Raw genomic sequence first — 18,657 nt, forward strand, 5'->3', positions numbered from 1 at the left:
ACTCGCTTTCCACGAGCGATCCGGCGCTTTTGCACCTGCGGGGTCTCCACTGATACACGCTTTTCCGCCAAAGTCTCGTACACCCGCCCCAATCAACTATGTTTTAAGATAGAACTCCTTTTGCCTATAAACTAAGGGCAGCCTGGGAGTCTCTCCATCCCTATTTTTGCACTAAGCCTTTGCTTGCTTGAATCAAGTCTCTAATTCGGTCTTCCTTGCCTGTCTCGAAGCATTCGATTATCTTGCTGCCGACAATGACTCCATCGCAGTATTGTATGGCATCACAGACATGTTCTGGAGTCGATATGCCGAACCCGGCAAGAACGGGAACCGGACTTATCTCTTTCACCTTCTTTAAATAGCCTCCAAGTTCTTCTCCGAAGGCGTCACGGGCACCTGTGATGCCTTTGACTGTAACTGCGTAGATGAAGCCCTCCGCCCCTGCGGTTATCTCAGTGATACGCTCTTGCGAAGACGTGAGTGTCACAAGTCGGATAAGAACGATCCCTGCAGTTTTGATTGATGAAAAGATGGCTTCTTCTTCAAGCGGTAAATCGGGGATGATGCACCCGGAAATTCCTGCTTGAAGACAGTCAGTCGTAAACTCTTTAAGTCCATATGCCAGGATTGAATTCGTATATCCCATTAAAATAATGGGGATGTTCACATCATTTTTGATTTCCATTACTTTTTTCAGGACATCTTTTAAAGTTGTTCCATTTTTCAAAGAACGGATTCCAGCTTGTTGGATAACGGGTCCATCAGCGACAGGGTCAGAGAAAGGTATTCCTAGTTCAACGGCAGTTGCCCCGCTGTTTTCAAGGAAAAGAAGCTGGCTCTTTAACCGATCAAGACCTCCATCACCTGCCATGATATATGGTATGAATGCTTTTTCCTGCTTTGTTTGGCATTCTTCAAGCGCATTTGTTAATTTATTCATGTTCACTACCCCCCATCAATGATTGGACCGTTTCAACATCTTTATCACCACGGCCGGACAGGCAAATCACCAGTCCTGTTCCTTTCTCCATTTCTTTAGCAAGCTTTAAACCATAGGAAATGGCATGTGAACTTTCTAAAGCAGGGATGATCCCTTCCTCCCTTGACAGCATCGCTAGGGCTTCCAAGGCTTCATCATCGGTTACTGAAGTATATTCCACCCGATTCGTATCTTTTAAGTAACTATGTTCAGGCCCTACCCCTGGATAATCCAGCCCTGCCGAAATAGAATGTGCCTCCTGGATCTGACCGTCCTCGTTCTGCAAAACATACATGAATGCCCCGTGGAGCACCCCAGGTTTCCCTTTCGTCAAACTTGAAGCATGTAACGGTGTATTAAGTCCATGCCCTGCCGCTTCCACTCCGAATAATTTTACCGTTTCATCCTCAATGAAGGGATAAAACATCCCCATTGCATTACTTCCTCCGCCTATGCATGCGACTACTGCATCCGGTAGGGAATGAACCGCCTCAGAATATTGACGTTTAGTTTCATTCCCTATCACACTTTGAAAATCACGGACAATAACGGGGAATGGGTGAGGACCAAGAACTGATCCCATTATATAATGGGTGTCATCCACATTAGCCACCCAATATCGTAACGCTTCATTTACTGCATCCTTCAGTGTCCCGCTTCCTTGTGAAACAGATATGACTTTGGCTCCCAAAAGCTCCATCCTGAATACATTCAATTTCTGTCTCCTGATATCTTCTTCTCCCATAAAGATGATGCATTCTAACTTCAGCAAAGCACACACAGTCGCCGTTGCAACCCCGTGCTGTCCTGCACCCGTTTCGGCAATCACTTTTTTCTTGCCCATTTTCTGAGTAAGCAAAGCCTGGCCGATCGTATTATTTATTTTGTGGGCTCCGGTATGATTCAAGTCTTCGCGCTTCAGATAAATATCTGCACCGCCAGCCAGTTTCGTTAAGTTCTCCGCAAAATAAAGAGGTGTTTCCCGACCGATATATTGTTTCAGGTAATAACTTAGCTGCCTTTGGAATTCTGGATCATTTTTAGATTGTTCATATACTTCTTCAAGCTCCGTAATCGCCGCCATTAAAGTTTCTGGAACGAAGCGGCCTCCATATGCTCCAAAATGTCCAGTTTTATCAGGCTGTGTATAAGTGTTCATTTATTCATTCCTCTTTTCCGGCTGTATTTTTTGCCTCATTGATAAATGCTTTCATTTTTACAGCATCTTTTAATCCATTTGTTTCAACACCGCTTGCTACGTCAACTGCGAATGGTGAAACGGCATTAATCGCTTTTCCGACATTTTCCGGAGTCAGCCCACCTGCCAGAATTACCTTCTCGAGTGGCAGTTCCGCTTTTCGAATCATGTCCCAATCCAAAGTCAATCCCTTGCCCGATGCGCTCTTAGGAAGATCGACCAATAGATAATCCGCTGGGTATTCATGCAGGTTTTCAAGGTCTTTCTCTGAATGGACGGCAAAGGCCTTGATCACCGGCAGGGGCATTCTGCGGGCAAAGCTGGCAGACTCGTTACCATGAAGCTGTATATAATCCAATCCCGCAATTTCAGCACTTTTTATCACTTCTTGTTCAGTTTGATTGGCAAACACTCCGACCTTTTTAACATGACCAGCTAGATTCGCTCCGAAATCTCCTACTATCTCCGGCTCAACCTTCCTGCTGCTCTCGGCAAAAATGAAACCAATGAAGTCTGCCCCGGAACTAACAGCAGTCTGAGCAGCTGCCAAAGTCTTTATCCCACAGATTTTCACTAACATATTAATCTCCTTATATACTCATTTGCAGTTCGGCCATCTTGTGCGGAAGATTTGATGCAGTCATGAGTGTCTCCCCGACCAAAACCGCTTTTGCGCCAGCATCCTTCACACGCATCACGTCTTCTTTTGTTTTAATCCCACTTTCACTGATAATGATATGGCGTTTGGGATCAAGTAACTTCGCCAGTCGTTCCGTTACAGCCAAATCCACTTTGAAGGTCTTTAAATTCCGATTGTTAATCCCTATGAGCTCTGCATTCAGCTCTAGAGCACGTTCCAGTTCGGCTTCATCATGGACTTCCGTTAATACTTCAAGCCCTTTCTTTTTTGCATATTGATATAATTCATGAAGGCGTTCTTTAGAAAGTGCTGCCACAATCAATAGAATGATAGTCGCACCTGCTCTATGGGCCCGATCGATTTGGATTTCATCGATGATGAAATCTTTGCACAACCTGGGAATTTGTATAGCCTCGCTTACGTTTCTCAAATCTGCAATGGATCCTTTAAAGAAAACCTCATCCGTCAATACGGATATCGCTGCAGCTCCGCCACTTTCATATGAAAGGGCCTGCTCGATCGGATTTACATTGATTTTAATGTCCCCCTTTGAAGGGGAAGCCCGTTTTATTTCCGCGATGACCGCCATCGATTTAGCCGTTTTCAAATTTTCCACCAAAGATGGTCTGACTATGTTGATCATGACCGAATCATCTAAGGCCCTTTCTTTTAATTTTGCGACTTCCACCTTTTTCTGTTCGATGATTTTCGTTAAGATATTTTCCATTACATGACCACCTTATTTCTATTGCCATAAGCAATCAGATTTTCTAACTTTGCAAGAGCCGATCCGCTATCAATGCTTTCTTTGGCCATGGAGATTCCTTTTTTGATCGTTGCTGCCGTACCATGTGCGTATAATCCCAATCCGGCATTCAATAAAACGGTATCACGATATGCACCTTTTTCCCCTTTGAGAAGCCTAAGCATGATATCGGCATTTTGTTTGGCGTCACCGCCACGGATGGCATCATTTCCGTAAACAGGCAGATCCACTTCTTCAGGATGAAGCGTAAATCGGATAATATCACCTTGCTCCAAAAGGACGAGTGAGTTTTCACCCTGCAGGCTCGCTTCATCCATGAACCCGGCACCATTTATCACGACTGCGCGTTTCCTGCCCAATTTATGCAGGACTTCCGCAAAAAGCTCGAGCATATCGCGTCGATTGATTCCCATTAATTGCGTGTCGAGTTGGACTGGATTTGTCAGAGGACCGATAAGATTAAATATCGTCGGGATTTTCAGTTCTTTTCTCACTTTCATTATCCTTGCAATATTAGGGTGAACAGATGGGGCAAATAAGAATGTGATCCCATTTTCCTCCAACAGTTCCTTTAACATGTCAGGCTCCAAGTACAAATTAACGCCTAATGCTTCCAAGACATCCGCACTTCCCGTTTTGCTTGAAATGCTGCGATTTCCATGTTTGGCAACCTTGACACCGGCCCCAGCAAGCACGAAGGCCGATGCTGTGCTTATATTGAAGCTTTGTGACCCATCTCCTCCCGTTCCGCAATTATCCATTACATTAAGGGAGCTTGTTTGTACACTTCTTGCTTCTTTTCTCATGACTCTGACAAGGCTTGCTATTTCACCTGCCGTTTCCCCTTTGGCTTTTAAGGCAATGATGAATGCTGCCATCTCGCTTTCGGAGATATCTTTAGAAAATAACGATTGGGCTGCTCTGCTCATCTCTTCTTCCGTCAATGTTTGACGCTCTGCTAACTTCGCTAAATACTCCTTCACCGCTAACTCCCCCAGTCGTTTTTTGTTTTATAGAATGGATTGTTCCTTCTCTGATTGAAAGGTACCGGCAATCTCATAAAATCGATGTAATAATTCCTTGCCGATTTTCGTCCCTATTGATTCAGGGTGGAACTGTAAACCGTAGAGAGGGAATTCCTGATGTTTAAGGGCCATGATTTCCCCATCATCCAGTGCCACTGCCGTCACAGTCAGTTCTTCTGGCAAACTCGCCCTTTCAACCACAAGGGAATGGTAGCGCATTACCGGGAATTGTAAGTCCTGTTTGGCAAAAACACCTGTTCCATCGTGTTCGATTACCGATGTTTTCCCATGCATGATTTGTTTCGCCCCAACAACATTCGCTCCAAAAACCGCCCCAATGGCCTGGTGCCCCAAACAAATGCCTAATAGCGGAACCTTCTCATGAAAATTGCGGATGATCTCCATACTGATTCCAGCATCTTCGGGCCTGCCCGGTCCCGGGGAAATGACGATTGCCATTGGATTCAGTTCCTCAATTTCCGCAAGGGTGATTTCGTCATTCCTTTTTACTACGATTTCTTTTTCCACTTCACCTAAATATTGATAAAGGTTGTAAGTAAACGAGTCATAATTATCAATTAATAAAATCATCTAGTGTGAACCTCCATTAAAGCGCGTGCTTTATTTTGTGTTTCTTCATATTCCGTCTTTGGATCTGAATCATATACGATTCCTGCCCCTGCCTGTACATAGGCCTTACCATCTTTAATGATCATCGTCCGAATGGCTAAAGCCATATCAAGATCCCCTCCAAAACCTATGTAGCCTATCGAGCCCGAATACATCCCCCGTTTACAATTTTCCAGTTCATTGATCAGCTCCATTGCCCTGATTTTAGGAGCACCTGAAACTGTTCCGGCAGGAAGGCAGACCGTCAGTGCATCTAAACTCGTGTACCCTTCCCTAAGCTTTCCGCTAACCTTCGAAGCAATATGCATGACATGCTGATATCTTTGAATTTCCATTTCCTCGGTAAGGTGGATTGAACCGATTTCGCAAACCCTGCCAAGATCATTTCTACCTAAATCAACAAGCATCTTATGCTCGGCAAGTTCCTTCTCATCCATCAGCAGGCTTTTTTCGAAGCCCTTATCTTCTTCATCCGTTTTCCCTCTAGGCCTTGTGCCGGCAATGGGATTAACATGAACCGTTCCTGATGAAACACTGATTAAGCTTTCTGGAGAAGACCCAATGATTGTATAGTCACCAAATTCAATATAAAACATATAAGGAGAGGGGTTGGCTAATCGCAAACGACGATAAGCATCGAAAGGCTCCCCATCAAAGTCCGCTTTAAACCTTTGTGATAAAACGACTTGGAACACTTCACCAGCTATGATAGCCGATTTAGCTTCAAGGACCATTTTCTCGAATTCATCCTGACTGAAATTCGATTTGAATTCCAAATATTCCGACGATATTTCCTTTGACGGCTTGCTTGCCTGATTTATTTTATCCTTCATTCCCAATAAACTTTTTTCACTATCCTCTTCAGCAGTCAAAAGATGGATCTTCTGCAGAACATGATCGAATATATACAGTTCTTTATAAAAAAGAAAGTGAGCATCAGGCATTTGCAATGAATCAGGAGGAACCGGACCAATATTTTCATAAAGACGAATGATATCATAGCCCATATATCCGATTGCGCCACCGTTAAATGGCGGAAGATGTGTGGGAACCTCTTCTATTTCCACTAATAATTCTTTTTTTAGAAACTCGATGATATTGATGTCCTTAACGATTTGATCACCTGTTTCAATGTCTTTCACATTTACTCGGTCAGCAAGCGATGTCACCTCCAAATAAGGTTTTGAACCTAGATATGAGTAGCGGCCGTTGTCATGATGCGAATTCGAACTTTCCAATAAAAACTTCTGGTCACCATCTAATTTCTGAAATATGGCAATGGGTGTATGGATATCCCCTTCAATTGTATCCATTTTGAAACGGAGTATTTTTTTTTCATCCAAATTATTCATCTCTTGATTCCCTCCCGATTCTTATGAGCTCTTATATTCCCCCGGAGGGAAAACCCTTTTGGCCAAATGACCAGGTCTTCATTTCCTCTGGATATTTTTCTTTAAAAGGTAAATATATTGAAATTCCAATAAAAAAATCCCCTGCAAACACAAATATGTGTCTGCAGAGGACGGTATACCGCGGTGCCACCTCAAGTTGGAAAAATGCATCATTTTTCCCTCTCAAGCAAGAATTGAATTCTTGCGATTACCCTTTAACGGTGGCAGCCGAGTTTCCCTACTTATTTTCAAGAAACCACTCATAAGTCCATTCATCTTCTTATATCGTACCGGTTTCCACCTATTCCGGCTCTCTGTGACGCATCTAAAAAGATTACTACTCTCATTCATAGATTTAATTATCATTTTCAAAAAAACGCAAAAAGGGCCCTCATCCAAAGGACGAGGAACCCGTGGTACCACCTTAATTAGCTAAATTAGCTCACTTTACGGCATTAACATGCCTATCTCCATTAACGATGAGATAATCGCCAAAGCCTACTCCGTTCATCCGTTTCGGTTTGGGGCTCGGAAGTCCATTCGCTTAATTTCGTTCACCAGTTTTCAGCAACCACTGGCTCTCTGCAGAACATCATTAAGGTACTCTTCTTCGTCACTGCCTTTATCTTTTTCTTGATTATTATGTTAAAACAATCTTTTCAGTAAGTCAATGGAGTTTTCGAAAAATTATATTTTTAATGTTTCATTTTTATCCATTCCCCGTCATCGATTCCTTTTGCCTTCTTAATGACAAGATAGGCTGAATAGGTGCTGACTGACTCGAACTCATCCGTATACTTTTTTTCATCCGCCTTACCGGGGACTATTTCCTTGAATCTTCGGTAAGCTTTCATGAATTCTTCCTTTTGTATCTTATTTTCATAAGCCTTTTCTACTGCTTCAAAGAATTTAATCACATCTACGATTTCGTCAGTAGACCAATCAAGATCCATTGGATATTGATAATCCATATCCTAAACACGCTCCTTCTAGATAGTTTTTCATGTTGTCCGGCGGACCATGCATCATCAGTCTGCCCATTTTGACCGAATTGCTTCCGCCTGGTCGATAATCCGACTGAATAGTTCAGCAGTCGATGGTACATCATGAATCAGCCCCATCACTTGTCCAGCCCAGGCAAAGCCTTCACCTTCGACTCCGTCATGAATATAACGCTGATTCGCTTTTCCACTTATGTATTCCTTCAATTGTTCATATCCGCCGTTTTCTTTTTCAATATCAAGAATCTTATCGGTCCAGCTGTTTGCAATTACCCTGGCTGGTGCACCAATGGACCGCTTGATGATAACGGTATCATTTTCCGTGCCGGAAACCAAGGCATTTTTATATAATTCATGTGCATGAACACACTCCTTGACAGCTATGAAACGTGTTCCCATCTCGATTCCTTCGGCACCAAGCGCCAACGCTGCCATCAAACCGCGTCCATCGCCAAAACCACCAGACGCGATGACTGGAATTTTAACGGAGTCCACAACTTGAGGAATTAACACGGAGGTTCCAATATCATCACGCCCTAAATGTCCTCCGCCCTCCTGACCAACTACCATCACTGCATCTGCACCAAGCTGTTCAGCCTTCATTGCCTGCCTTCTTGCAGCAACAAGCACCAGTTTTTTCACTTGAGTGCCTTTAACGTAATCAAGAAAAGGGCCAGGGTTGCCGCCGGTTACGGAAACAGCTGCAATTCCCTCTTTCAAGGCTGCTTCAAGCATGTGTTCATAAGGCCTCCCATGCTGGCCGATCGCAAAGTTCACACCAAACGGTTTATCCGTCAATGATTTTGTTTTTCTTATTTCTTCTATCAGCTGCTCCGGGGTGTCCAAGGACATGGCCGTCACCTGCCCTAGCCCGCCTGCATTCGACACTGCCGCAGCTAGGTCGGCATATGCTAAATGGGCCAATCCCCCCTGTACAATTGGGTATTGAATACCTAACAAATCGGTCACACGCGTTTCCCACTTCAAACTCCTCATCTCCCTTTTCATTTGCTGGGTTGTTTATTTAGCTGAATCCAAATCATTAGCTTCATTATGGCAAATATTGTTTACCCGTTCAATTTTTAACTCACACATACAATATAAAAAAAGAAGAATTCTTGAGTAAATCAAGTTAATACTAGGAAAATGGATAGTTATAAACTGCTGATAATTTTATTGGTCTCCTTAAAGACAAAGACATATATAAATTGTTTAAGTCAGGACATTAAATCACTCTAGGCATTTATTATAAGACGTGCTATAATTCATATGTTTTATGTCTATCCACAAGCTTACTAACCATACGAATGGAATCGGAGAAACATACGATCATTAATAGAAAGGGAGTAAAACCTCCCATATTTCGTACCTATTTTACTGAAAAGGGGCCACAAAGAATTGTCACAGAATGAAACACCCTTATACACTGCCTTATTGCAGCATGCAAAAAGAAATCCCGTTCAATTTCATATTCCAGGTCATAAAAAAGGAAAAGGAATGGACGCTGATTTCCGTAATTTCATTGGAGAAAATGCATTATCGATAGATTTAATCAATATCGCCCCACTCGATGATCTCCATCAGCCAAAGGGGATCATCAAACAAGCTCAGGATCTTGCCGCCGAAGCTTTTGGGGCAGATCACACATTCTTTTCCGTTCAAGGAACAAGTGGAGCAATCATGACGATGGTCATGACAGTCTGCGGACCTGGGGACAAAATCATCGTCCCAAGGAATGTACATAAATCCGTAATGTCTGCCATTGTATTTTCCGGAGCTGTTCCCATTTTCATCAATCCTGAAATAGACAAAGATTTGGGCATTTCTCACGGAATCACCGTTGATGCCGTTGAAAAAACTTTAAGGGAACATAGCGATGCAAAAGGATTGCTTGTCATCAATCCCACCTATTTCGGCATTTCGGCTGATTTGCAAAAAATAGTGGAAGTTGCCCATTCCCACCAAATCCCAGTACTCGTAGATGAAGCACATGGTGTCCATATACACTTCCATGAAGACTTGCCGATGTCAGCCATGCAGGCTGGAGCGGATATGGCTGCTACTAGTGTTCATAAACTGGGCGGTTCACTAACGGGGAGTTCCATATTGAATGTTAAGACTGGATTGGTTTCCGCAAATCGTGTTCAAGCCATATTGAGCATGCTCACAACCACCTCAACCTCCTATATCCTTCTGGCTTCCCTGGATACGGCTAGAAGACAACTTGCGACAGTAGGCAGGGAAATGATCGATGAAGCGATCAATCTTGCAGGGTATATCCGTGAGGCCGTTAATGAGATACCTTATCTTTACTGTGTCGGCAGCGAAATTCTCGAGAGCGAGGCAGCCTTTAGTTATGATCCGACAAAATTGATCATCTCCATCAAGGAATTGAATATTACCGGATACGACGTTGAGAAATGGCTTCGTGAAAAGCATAATATCGAAGTGGAACTTTCCGACTTGTACAATATCCTTTGCCTGATAACACCTGGAGACACAAAAACAGAAGCGGACCTGCTGATCGCTGCCCTTAGAGACTTAGCGGATGAGTTTAAGGAAATGGCGGCTGAACATGAAAAGATCGAAGTCCTGCTTCCTGATACACCACCGCTGGCTTTATCACCCAGGGAGGCATTTTATGCAGAAACCGAAGTGGTTCCCATTGAGGAATCTGTCGGCAAAATAAGCGCTGAATTCATCATGGTTTACCCGCCTGGAATTCCGATCTTCATTCCAGGAGAATTGATTACAGAAGATAATATCAATTACATCCGGAAAAACATCGAGGCTGGACTTCCGGTTCAAGGCCCTGAGGACCCAGAAATAAAACATTTACGCATCATAAAAAATTGATTATCCCATCAAACCAGAGCAGAGTACTGCTCTGGTTTTTTTAACCTTTTATTATTAAGCACTGGCTTCTATAAAAAGGGTGCTCCAGGTTACAACCCTGAAACACCCTTACATTCTATTAATCTTGAAATCTTTTTTCCATTTATTTTTCAGAGGCAGCTGTATCACAGCATTGGCAGTTGTGATTGTGTGTGTATAATACACTTACTTTCTCATCTTCAAAATGTTCAATCGTGCTATTGCAAGTTTGACATACGATAGTTCCCATTTTTACAACCCCTTCCCCTATATTGTATGCATTATTGATATAATGTAACCGCTTTAAATGAATTATAATATAACACATTTATTATTTCAAGCTAAAAAGTATAACATATATACTTTTTCCCACTTAATGAACGATCATGTTGAAAGAAATGGATTCCAATCGTTCGTTAGACTGATTCTTTTTTTTAGGCTCTTTTCATAAAGATTGTTGTTTTTAAAACGAAACTATTTAAGGTTGATTGGAGCGGAAGTGCGAGACTCCTGCGGGAGCAGCGGGACAGGTGAGACCCCACAGGCGTTTACGCCGAGGAGGCTCACCGCCCGCCCCGCGGAAAGCGAGCATCTGGAGGGGAATTCAACCACACCCACTACTTGGTAAATAGCAACAAAGTATGCGAAAACAGCCTTTTTTAAAACACGGGAATTTATTTATAAACAAAGGGCCCTGGACTCAGTGCATCACACTCCTTGCTTTGGCATGGCAAGGTAAAAAAGGAATTTCGCCTTTTCATTTACATATAGATAGGTATATAATACATCCATAAAATGTTAAAATATTCTTACATCTTATCGATTGAAGGGGGATCCACATGTCTGAAAATGCCTATATCAAACTCGTTCCTGAGTCCGTGAAAGGAACTGTAACCATCGAAGACGTGAAAGAATTGCTGAACTATTATCAAATGATCACAGCGAAAACCGGAAAGCAATTGGATTGGGACTATGATAAGAAAGCATTTCCTTATGAAATGAAAGTACCGGAAAGAATGAAGGATAAGGCCATATATCTCCAAGCCAAAGAAGATCGATATCACATGATATTGATAGGAGTTGACCAAGAAGTAGTAAAGGATGAAGATGGATCAGATCGGATACAATCCTATATCCAATTCACCCTCCCTGAAACAGCAACTTTCGGTGATAAGGGAAAAGCTAATGAATTGTGCAAATTCCTTGCAAAGAAATTACGGGCGCAGCTGCATCTCTTCAATAAACGGGTGATGTATTATTATCCAAGGAAATAAAAAAACCTGCGAATGCCGAAATTGGCTCATGCAGGCGTTTCAATTAATTTCGGATCAAGGAATTCATAGCCTTTCTTTTGAAAACCTTTCACGATATCCTCTATCGCTTCACTCGTCCATTTCCGGTCATGCATCAGTAAGTTCGCCCCATTTCCCAGATAAGGGCTGTTCAACATGATTTCCGTTAAAGCCTTTTTATCCTGATACTCTTTTTCCCAGTCATAGCCGTAAGTCCAATTCATGACCAACATTTTTTCTTTCTCAGCGACTTTTTTTGAATGCTCGGTATTCGAACCAAATGGCGCCCTGAAGTACTTGGGGCGTACCCCTATTATTCCCTCAACCAAATTGTTCAATTTTACGATTTCCCGCTCTTGTTCCTTTTCGTTCAACTCTTTTAAGTTCACATGGGAATACGTATGATTTCCTATGGAAAAACCCATTTCATGAATTTCTTTCAGCATCGCTTTATTTTCATCATTTTCAAGAAAGTGACCGTTCACGAAAAATATCGCAGGTACTTCAAGTCGCTTCAGGGTTTGGGCGATTGCCAGGGAATATTTATCAGGTGCATCATCAAATGTCAACAGCACAACTTTCGGATTTGCATCCCCAATCGGTTTAAATGACCAATTCTCTTTATCCACCCGATATTCTGCCTTTACATTCCCTTCGTCAATCGTTTGTGACGTTTCTGTTTCCAAATCTTTCTCTTGCTGACTTTCATCTTGTACCGTTGTCGTCGTTTCGACACTTTTTTCACTCTCATTTTCAGTTTGATCGGAACTCGGATCATTACAAGCCATCAATAAAAATGATACTAATGTAAATAATGCCACTACTTTGTTAAACATGATACCTCCGTGGTTTTATATGTCATCGAAGCTTACGTAAAAAATCAATATACGGGTACCAGTGTTTCCAAAAGGATTTGCAAAATCCCGTAACATAATAGACTTATCACGGTAACAAACATGGTTCGTCTATTGGATTTTAAAATCATTTTACCAATGTAAATGGCTAGATAAGAAAAGACCAGAAACATGAATACTTTGAAAACGAATCGATCGTTAACAGACAGCCATTCAACTAATGTATACCCGCTCCAAACGATTAGTTGAAAGAGGATTACCAGATAATTTTTCAAGTGATCCACCCCATTTTAATATGAATATATCAGCCATTATCTTTTTATTGGCAAAAAATATTCTTTAACAAATCGCTCATCTTATTTTTTATCCTTTATGGCCTTTTTCAAACCCTTTCAAGGAAAAAAGTAAGAAGTCCTTTTTATAGCTTATGCCCTTTTTGTCCATTTCATTTAACTAGTAAGAAGAAATTCATGAATGGGGAGTCATCCTTCATTTTTTTAATTCGGCCAATAAAAAAAGCGTACTGCATTTAGCAGTACGCTTTTATATATCTCAATTACTTAATGATGTGGATAGGAGTTCCAAGGGCAACTTCAGCAGCTTCCATTGTGATTTCCCCTAAAGTTGGATGTGCATGGATTGTCATCGCAATATCTTCGGCAGTCATACCTGCTTCGATAGCCAAACCTAGTTCTGCAATCATATCAGAAGCGTTTGGTCCTGCAATTTGTGCTCCAATAACCAATCCGTCTTCTTTGCGAGTGATAAGCTTCACAAATCCGTCCGTATTATTTAAGGAAAGAGCACGTCCATTTGCAGCGAATGGGAATTTAGAAGCAAGCGCTTCGATTCCAGCTTCCTTCGCTTCTTTTTCATTATAACCGACAGAAGCAAGTTCCGGTTCAGAGAATACAACAGCCGGAATAGCAAGATAGTCGATTTCAGATGAATGTCCAGCAATGGCTTCAGCTGCAATTTTACCTTCATAAGAAGCTTTATGAGCTAACTGAGGTCCAGAAACGATATCACCGATTGCGTAGATGTTTTTCACGCTAGTACGGCATTGTTTATCCGTTTCGATCAAACCGCGGTCAGTCATTTTGATTCCGACTTGTTCCAGGCCGATTTCAGCAGTGTTTGGACGACGTCCAACTGTTACTAAAACGTAATCGGCTTCAACTTTTTTCTCTTCGCCTTTTACTTCATAAGTAACGGTTACACCTGTATCAGTTTCTTCCACGCCTTTAGCATTTGCTTTAGTAACAATTTCAGCACCTTTGTTTTTAAGGTTACGCTTAACAAGTGCTGCCATTTGTTTTTCAAAGCCTGCAGAAAGGATTTCTTCTGTACCTTCAAGGATCGTCACTTTAGTGCCAAAGCTAGCGAATGCTCCGCCAAGCTCAGTTCCGATGTAACCTCCGCCGATTACCACGATCGAACTTGGAACTTCTTCCAAAGCAAGAGCGCCAGTTGAATTAAGTACGCGTTTCGTATATTTAAATGACGGAATCTCGATTGGCGATGAACCAGTAGCGATGATTGCGTTTTTAAATGTATATGTTTGGGCTGAGTCATCATTCATAACACGGATGCTGTTTTCATCAACGAAATAAGCTTCGCCAGTTACAACATCAACATTATTGCCTTTTAACAGGCTGCTTACACCGCCAGTTAATTTTTTTACAACAGTACCTTTCCAAGCTTGTACTTTAGAAAAATCAACAGTAACTTTTTCTGCAAAGATACCCATATCTTCTGAATGCTGAGCTTCATGGAAACGGTGTCCAGCCGAAATTAAAGCTTTCGATGGAATACAGCCTACATTCAAACAAACTCCGCCGATTGTTCCTTTTTCAACGACCGTTACTTTCTGTCCAAGCTGTGCTGCGCGAATTGCGGCAACATATCCCCCTGGGCCTGAACCGATTACTAAAGTATCTGTTTCGATTGGAAAATCTCCTACTACCATTGTTTACGCCTCCATTAACAATAATTCTGGGTCGTTCAATAACTTTTTGATATGATTCAATGCATGTTGAGCTGTTGCTCCATCAATCATGCGGTGATCAAAGCTCAGTGATAATGCCAGAACTGGAGCGGCGATAATTTCCCCGTCGCGTACAATTGCTTTTTCGGCAATGCGTCCAATCCCTAGAATGGCAACTTCTGGATGATTGATAACAGGTGTGAACCATTGACCGCCTGCGGAACCGATATTCGTAATGGAGCAAGAAGCACCTTTCATTTCGTTAGGAGCCAATTTGCCGTCACGGGCTTTCGTCGCTAATTCGTTAATTTCTTGTGAAATAGCGAAAGTTGATTTACGATCTGCATCTTTTACAACTGGAACGAGCAGTCCTTTGTCTGTGTCTGCCGCAATTCCGATATTGTAATAGTGTTTATGGATAATCTCACTAGCTTCATCATCAAATGATGTGTTAAGCATAGGGAATTCACGCAATGCACTTGTTAACGCTTTAACAACATAAGGTAGGAATGTAAGCTTGATTCCTTTTTGTGCAGCAATTTCCTTGAATTTCTTACGGTGAGCAACCAATAGCGTCACATCGACTTCATCCATTAATGTAACATGCGGAGCCGTCTGCTTGGACTTAACCATTGCTTTTGCGATTGCTTTTCTCATACCGCTCATTTTCTCACGAGTTTCAGGATATTGCCCTTCTGGAATTGAAACTTTTTGTTTTTCGGTTGTTTCCGTATCATTTTGTTGTGAAGCTTCACTTTGAGCTGCTGGTTGCTGTGGAGCGGTTTTGCCGTTTTTGAAAGCATCAATGTCTTCCTTCATGATGCGGCCGTTATCCCCAGAACCAGTGATCTCACGAATATTTACCCCTTGTTCGCGTGCATATTTCCTGACAGAAGGCATGGCGATAATACGGCGTGAAGGATCTGCCTCAACCTGTGGTTGTGCTCCTGCGCCCGTTACTCCGCTATTTTCTTGAACCGGAGCAGTCTCTTTCTTGACTTCCTGTCCAGCTTCAGCAGTTGCTTGAACCTGGGCCTCCGTATTCTTCTCGCCTTCTGCCTTCGCTTCTTCTCCATGATCCCCTTTAAACTGAAGATTTTCATAACCTGGAGCATCGAATGTTACAAGTACATCGCCAACAACGGCAACCGTTCCTTCTTGAACAAGGATTTCTTCAACGGTACCTTCCACCGGTGATGGTATTTCAACAACGGCCTTATCGTTTTGAACCTCGCAAAGCACGTCATCTTCTTGTATCTTATCTCCTGGTTTTACAAACCATTTCACTATTTCACCTTCGTGTATACCTTCTCCGATATCAGGGAGTCTAAATTGGAATGCCACTGAGTTCAACCTCCTATATTAAATCATACTTAGTGCTTTGAATAAAGTCCTTTATCTTGCATTACCGTTAATGCAAAATCACTTTCCCGAGCAGGACATTCATTCCATTACTTAAGATTGTTAAAACTTCAAGACTTTAGTCGCCGTTTCAATAATGTCTTTATAATTAGGGAGCCATACTGTTTCAGCTTGTGAAAACGGGAATACCGTATCAGCTGCCGCCACGCGCAGTACTGGAGCATCCAAGCTCAAAATGGCACGTTCGTTAATTTCCGCTACGACATTCGCTGCTATACCAGCTTGCTTTTGTGCTTCTTGAACAACGATAGCGCGTCCTGTTTTTTCTACAGAAGCAATGATTGTATCGATATCCAATGGTGATACAGTCCGTAAGTCGACCACTTCGACGGAATGACCATCCTTAGCCAATTCCTCAGCTGCCTTGATGGATTCCTGCACCATCGCACCATAAGTAATAATGGATAAATCCGTTCCTTCTCTTTTCACATCCGCTTTTCCTAATGGAATTGTGTATTCTTCTTCAGGAACTTCCTGACGGAAAGAACGGTACAATTTCATGTGCTCAAGGAAAATGACAGGGTCATTATCACGAATCGCTGAAATCAATAAGCCTTTTGCATCGTAAGGAGTGGATGGGATAACTACCTTTAACCCTGGTTGCTGGGCCATTAAACCTTCTAAGCTATCAGCATGCATTTCCGGAGTATGAACTCCGCCCCCAAAAGGTGAGCGAATTGTAACCGGTGCACTGTAACGTCCGCCTGAACGGTAGCGCATACGAGCAAGCTGACCGCTTACGGAATCCATTACTTCATATACAAACCCAAAGAATTGAATTTCAGGAACAGGACGGAAACCTTGTAAAGAAAGACCGACCGCTAATCCACCGATTCCAGATTCAGCAAGAGGTGTATCGAATACACGATCTTCACCGAATTCTTTTTGAAGATTTTCCGTTGCACGGAAAACTCCTCCATTAAGACCTACATCTTCCCCAAAAACGAGTACATTCTCGTCATTTTTAAGTTCTGTACGTAATGCTTCTGTAATTGCTTGAATCATCGTCAATTGAGCCATGGCTTACTTCGACTCCTTCTCTTTATAAATTTCATATTGTTCTTTTAAGTTATAAGGCATTTCTTCATACATATTTTCAATTAGGTCTGTAACCTTTTGTTTAGGTTCTGCATCAGCCAATTTGATTGCTTCTTTAATATCGTCTTTGGCTTTCTCTATCGTTTCGTTTTCTAATTCTTCATTCCAAAGTTTTTTGCTTTCCAGGAACTTGCGGAAACGAACCAATGGATCTTTCAGTTCCCACTCGTTATCCATTTCGGAAGTACGGTAACGTGTCGGGTCATCCCCAGCCATCGTATGTGGTCCATAACGGTAAGTTAATGTTTCAATCAATGTAGGGCCTTCACCATTGATTGCACGTTCACGCGCTTCTTTAACGGCTGTATAAACGGCCAACGCATCCATACCATCAACCTGGATTCCAGGAATACCTGCAGCCACACCCTTTTGGGCCAATGTTTTCGATGCTGACTGCAAATCAACTGGTGTAGAGATTGCGAAACGGTTATTTTGCACGATGAAGATAGCTGGCGCTTTAAAGGCACCTGCAAAGTTAATTCCCTCATAGAAGTCACCTTGTGAGGTTCCACCGTCACCCGTATATGTAATGGCAACAGCTTTTTTTCCGCGTTTCTTCAACCCAAGAGCAACTCCGGCAGCTTGGATATATTGAGCGCCGATTATGATTTGAGGAGAAATTACATTGACGTCTTCAGGAATTTGATTTCCCTTAAAATGACCCCGGGAGAATAAGAATGCTTGCCAAAGCGGCAGTCCATGCCAAACGATTTGCGGAACATCACGATAACCAGGCAAAATGAAATCTTCTTTTTCCAAAGCATACTGGGAAGCGATTTGGGAAGCTTCTTGACCGGCAGTCGGTGCATAGAAACCTAATCTGCCTTGACGGTTCAGTGATATGGAACGTTGATCCAAGATGCGTGTATAAACCATACGGCGCATTAATTCTTGCAATTGTTCATCACTTAAATCAGGCATAGCCGCTTCATTCACGACTTCTCCCTCTTCATTTAAAATTTGAAAAGTTTCAAATTGTTCTTCTACTTTCTTAAGCTGATCCTGAACATTAATTTTAGCTTGTTTAGTTTTTTGAGCCATTTGGCACCTCATCCTTTCATTAAAAAGGTTTGCTATTATTATTCTATAAAGCAAAAATAGTTTGCTTTTTAGTTTCTGCAACAATACATTCTTTTATTTTTCCCTTAAGACCAATCCTCAAACGTGGATATGCTTAATATGTCTCAATCTTATTCTGTACCATAAAAAAAATCAAGGAAAATGATACAAGAATTTTTATAGATTAAGTTTACAAGATGAATTAACATCAAGTCAATCACTTGGAGTTCCTAATAATTTTGATTTAATAGAATTTCCAATACTCATACTTCTTCTCTGTATTAGTTTTCAATTTACAACTGTACTATTAAATTTCCCTTATTTATCAATTTAAGGATGGCCAAGGATAACATTTCAATTCCCCAGCATATCCCATCGATTCCAAAACCGCTTTAACTAAAGGCATTTGAGCCTGTAAAATAATATACCGAAAAAACATTC

General features: G+C 41.9%; 18 protein-coding genes and 2 other annotated features. Of the genes, 2 read left to right on the forward strand and 16 right to left on the reverse strand.

The window, feature by feature from the left end; translation table 11 throughout:
• Window positions 1-160 precede the first annotated feature (160 nt).
• The 9 genes from trpA to ACFX4H_RS07865 all read right to left on the reverse strand — a co-directional run bounded on the left by trpA (window position 161) and on the right by ACFX4H_RS07865 (window position 8,617).
• Window positions 161-940 (reverse strand): tryptophan synthase subunit alpha, encoded by a 780-nt coding sequence (gene trpA, locus ACFX4H_RS07825; protein ID WP_377434867.1) that lies wholly within the window; start codon window positions 938-940, stop codon window positions 161-163.
• On the reverse strand, window positions 933-2,138 hold the full coding sequence (trpB, locus tag ACFX4H_RS07830; RefSeq protein ID WP_249597853.1) for a tryptophan synthase subunit beta: 1,206 nt from the start codon (window positions 2,136-2,138) through the stop codon (window positions 933-935). Before trpB ends, trpA begins: the two co-directional genes overlap by 8 nt.
• Before the next feature lie 4 nt (window positions 2,139-2,142).
• Window positions 2,143-2,757: a phosphoribosylanthranilate isomerase gene (locus ACFX4H_RS07835; protein WP_034314026.1), complete on the reverse strand. Its 615-nt coding sequence runs from the start codon at window positions 2,755-2,757 to the stop codon at window positions 2,143-2,145.
• A gap of 10 nt (window positions 2,758-2,767) precedes the next feature.
• Entirely contained in the window at window positions 2,768-3,544 is a 777-nt protein-coding gene (gene trpC, locus ACFX4H_RS07840; protein ID WP_034314029.1) for an indole-3-glycerol phosphate synthase TrpC, read from the reverse strand.
• Complete coding sequence (gene trpD, locus ACFX4H_RS07845) at window positions 3,544-4,566, reverse strand: anthranilate phosphoribosyltransferase (protein ID WP_034314032.1); 1,023 nt, start codon at window positions 4,564-4,566, stop codon at window positions 3,544-3,546. Before trpD ends, trpC begins: the two co-directional genes overlap by 1 nt.
• A gap of 27 nt (window positions 4,567-4,593) precedes the next feature.
• Window positions 4,594-5,199: an anthranilate synthase component II gene (locus ACFX4H_RS07850; RefSeq protein ID WP_241637079.1), complete on the reverse strand. Its 606-nt coding sequence runs from the start codon at window positions 5,197-5,199 to the stop codon at window positions 4,594-4,596.
• Complete coding sequence (gene trpE / locus ACFX4H_RS07855; protein ID WP_241637080.1) at window positions 5,196-6,590, reverse strand: anthranilate synthase component I; 1,395 nt, start codon at window positions 6,588-6,590, stop codon at window positions 5,196-5,198. Before trpE ends, ACFX4H_RS07850 begins: the two co-directional genes overlap by 4 nt.
• 163 nt (window positions 6,591-6,753) lie before the next feature.
• Window positions 6,754-6,989 (reverse strand) — a binding site (T-box leader).
• 35 nt (window positions 6,990-7,024) lie between these two features.
• Window positions 7,025-7,255: a binding site (T-box leader), on the reverse strand.
• 69 nt (window positions 7,256-7,324) lie between these two features.
• Complete coding sequence (locus tag ACFX4H_RS07860; protein ID WP_048687073.1) at window positions 7,325-7,600, reverse strand: UPF0223 family protein; 276 nt, start codon at window positions 7,598-7,600, stop codon at window positions 7,325-7,327.
• Window positions 7,601-7,657: 57 nt separating this feature from the next.
• The gene (locus ACFX4H_RS07865) at window positions 7,658-8,617 is read right to left on the reverse strand and encodes an NAD(P)H-dependent flavin oxidoreductase (RefSeq protein WP_063591715.1); all 960 of its coding nucleotides are present in this window, start codon (window positions 8,615-8,617) and stop codon (window positions 7,658-7,660) included.
• A 411-nt stretch (window positions 8,618-9,028) separates the two neighbouring features.
• Between ACFX4H_RS07865 and ACFX4H_RS07870 the strand changes: the two genes are divergently transcribed.
• The gene (locus ACFX4H_RS07870) at window positions 9,029-10,486 is read left to right on the forward strand and encodes an aminotransferase class I/II-fold pyridoxal phosphate-dependent enzyme (protein WP_063576939.1); all 1,458 of its coding nucleotides are present in this window, start codon (window positions 9,029-9,031) and stop codon (window positions 10,484-10,486) included.
• A 142-nt stretch (window positions 10,487-10,628) separates the two neighbouring features.
• Here the strand turns inward: ACFX4H_RS07870 and ACFX4H_RS07875 are convergent, their stop codons facing one another.
• Window positions 10,629-10,754: a GapA-binding peptide SR1P gene (locus ACFX4H_RS07875; protein WP_081108747.1), complete on the reverse strand. Its 126-nt coding sequence runs from the start codon at window positions 10,752-10,754 to the stop codon at window positions 10,629-10,631.
• A gap of 589 nt (window positions 10,755-11,343) precedes the next feature.
• On the opposite strand from ACFX4H_RS07875, the gene ACFX4H_RS07880 reads away from it, so the two are divergent.
• Complete coding sequence (locus ACFX4H_RS07880; protein WP_095389975.1) at window positions 11,344-11,778, forward strand: DUF1885 family protein; 435 nt, start codon at window positions 11,344-11,346, stop codon at window positions 11,776-11,778.
• 26 nt (window positions 11,779-11,804) lie between these two features.
• Here the strand turns inward: ACFX4H_RS07880 and ACFX4H_RS07885 are convergent, their stop codons facing one another.
• The 6 genes from ACFX4H_RS07885 to pdhA form a co-directional block, all read right to left on the reverse strand.
• Complete coding sequence (locus tag ACFX4H_RS07885; RefSeq protein WP_034314052.1) at window positions 11,805-12,632, reverse strand: polysaccharide deacetylase family protein; 828 nt, start codon at window positions 12,630-12,632, stop codon at window positions 11,805-11,807.
• Between the two features lie 44 nt (window positions 12,633-12,676).
• Complete coding sequence (locus ACFX4H_RS07890; RefSeq protein ID WP_377434869.1) at window positions 12,677-12,934, reverse strand: hypothetical protein; 258 nt, start codon at window positions 12,932-12,934, stop codon at window positions 12,677-12,679.
• 272 nt (window positions 12,935-13,206) lie between these two features.
• On the reverse strand, window positions 13,207-14,619 hold the full coding sequence (lpdA, locus tag ACFX4H_RS07895; RefSeq protein WP_053534295.1) for a dihydrolipoyl dehydrogenase: 1,413 nt from the start codon (window positions 14,617-14,619) through the stop codon (window positions 13,207-13,209).
• Window positions 14,620-14,622: 3 nt separating this feature from the next.
• The gene (locus ACFX4H_RS07900) at window positions 14,623-15,981 is read right to left on the reverse strand and encodes a dihydrolipoamide acetyltransferase family protein (protein ID WP_249597856.1); all 1,359 of its coding nucleotides are present in this window, start codon (window positions 15,979-15,981) and stop codon (window positions 14,623-14,625) included.
• Window positions 15,982-16,101: 120 nt separating this feature from the next.
• Entirely contained in the window at window positions 16,102-17,079 is a 978-nt protein-coding gene (locus tag ACFX4H_RS07905; RefSeq protein ID WP_034314063.1) for an alpha-ketoacid dehydrogenase subunit beta, read from the reverse strand.
• A gap of 3 nt (window positions 17,080-17,082) precedes the next feature.
• Window positions 17,083-18,198: a pyruvate dehydrogenase (acetyl-transferring) E1 component subunit alpha gene (pdhA, locus tag ACFX4H_RS07910; RefSeq protein WP_202317073.1), complete on the reverse strand. Its 1,116-nt coding sequence runs from the start codon at window positions 18,196-18,198 to the stop codon at window positions 17,083-17,085.
• Window positions 18,199-18,657: the final 459 nt, after the last annotated feature.

Source organism: Peribacillus sp. YIM B13477 (assembly GCF_042787955.1).
Lineage (GTDB): Bacteria > Bacillota > Bacilli > Bacillales > DSM-1321 > Peribacillus > Peribacillus frigoritolerans.

Bases quoted from the DNA above. Each gene is read 5' to 3' on its own strand.
- trpA (WP_377434867.1), bottom strand. From the start codon at position 940: ATGAATAAATTAACAAATGCGCTTGAAGAATGCCAAACAAAGCAGGAA.
- trpB (WP_249597853.1), bottom strand. From the start codon at position 2,138: ATGAACACTTATACACAGCCTGATAAAACTGGACATTTTGGAGCATAT.
- ACFX4H_RS07835 (WP_034314026.1), bottom strand. From the start codon at position 2,757: ATGTTAGTGAAAATCTGTGGGATAAAGACTTTGGCAGCTGCTCAGACT.
- trpC (WP_034314029.1), bottom strand. From the start codon at position 3,544: ATGGAAAATATCTTAACGAAAATCATCGAACAGAAAAAGGTGGAAGTC.
- ACFX4H_RS07850 (WP_241637079.1), bottom strand. From the start codon at position 5,199: ATGATTTTATTAATTGATAATTATGACTCGTTTACTTACAACCTTTAT.
- trpE (WP_241637080.1), bottom strand. From the start codon at position 6,590: ATGAATAATTTGGATGAAAAAAAAATACTCCGTTTCAAAATGGATACA.
- ACFX4H_RS07860 (WP_048687073.1), bottom strand. From the start codon at position 7,600: ATGGATTATCAATATCCAATGGATCTTGATTGGTCTACTGACGAAATC.
- ACFX4H_RS07875 (WP_081108747.1), bottom strand. From the start codon at position 10,754: ATGGGAACTATCGTATGTCAAACTTGCAATAGCACGATTGAACATTTT.
- ACFX4H_RS07880 (WP_095389975.1), top strand. From the start codon at position 11,344: ATGTCTGAAAATGCCTATATCAAACTCGTTCCTGAGTCCGTGAAAGGA.
- ACFX4H_RS07885 (WP_034314052.1), bottom strand. From the start codon at position 12,632: ATGTTTAACAAAGTAGTGGCATTATTTACATTAGTATCATTTTTATTG.
- lpdA (WP_053534295.1), bottom strand. From the start codon at position 14,619: ATGGTAGTAGGAGATTTTCCAATCGAAACAGATACTTTAGTAATCGGT.
- ACFX4H_RS07905 (WP_034314063.1), bottom strand. From the start codon at position 17,079: ATGGCTCAATTGACGATGATTCAAGCAATTACAGAAGCATTACGTACA.
- pdhA (WP_202317073.1), bottom strand. From the start codon at position 18,198: ATGGCTCAAAAAACTAAACAAGCTAAAATTAATGTTCAGGATCAGCTT.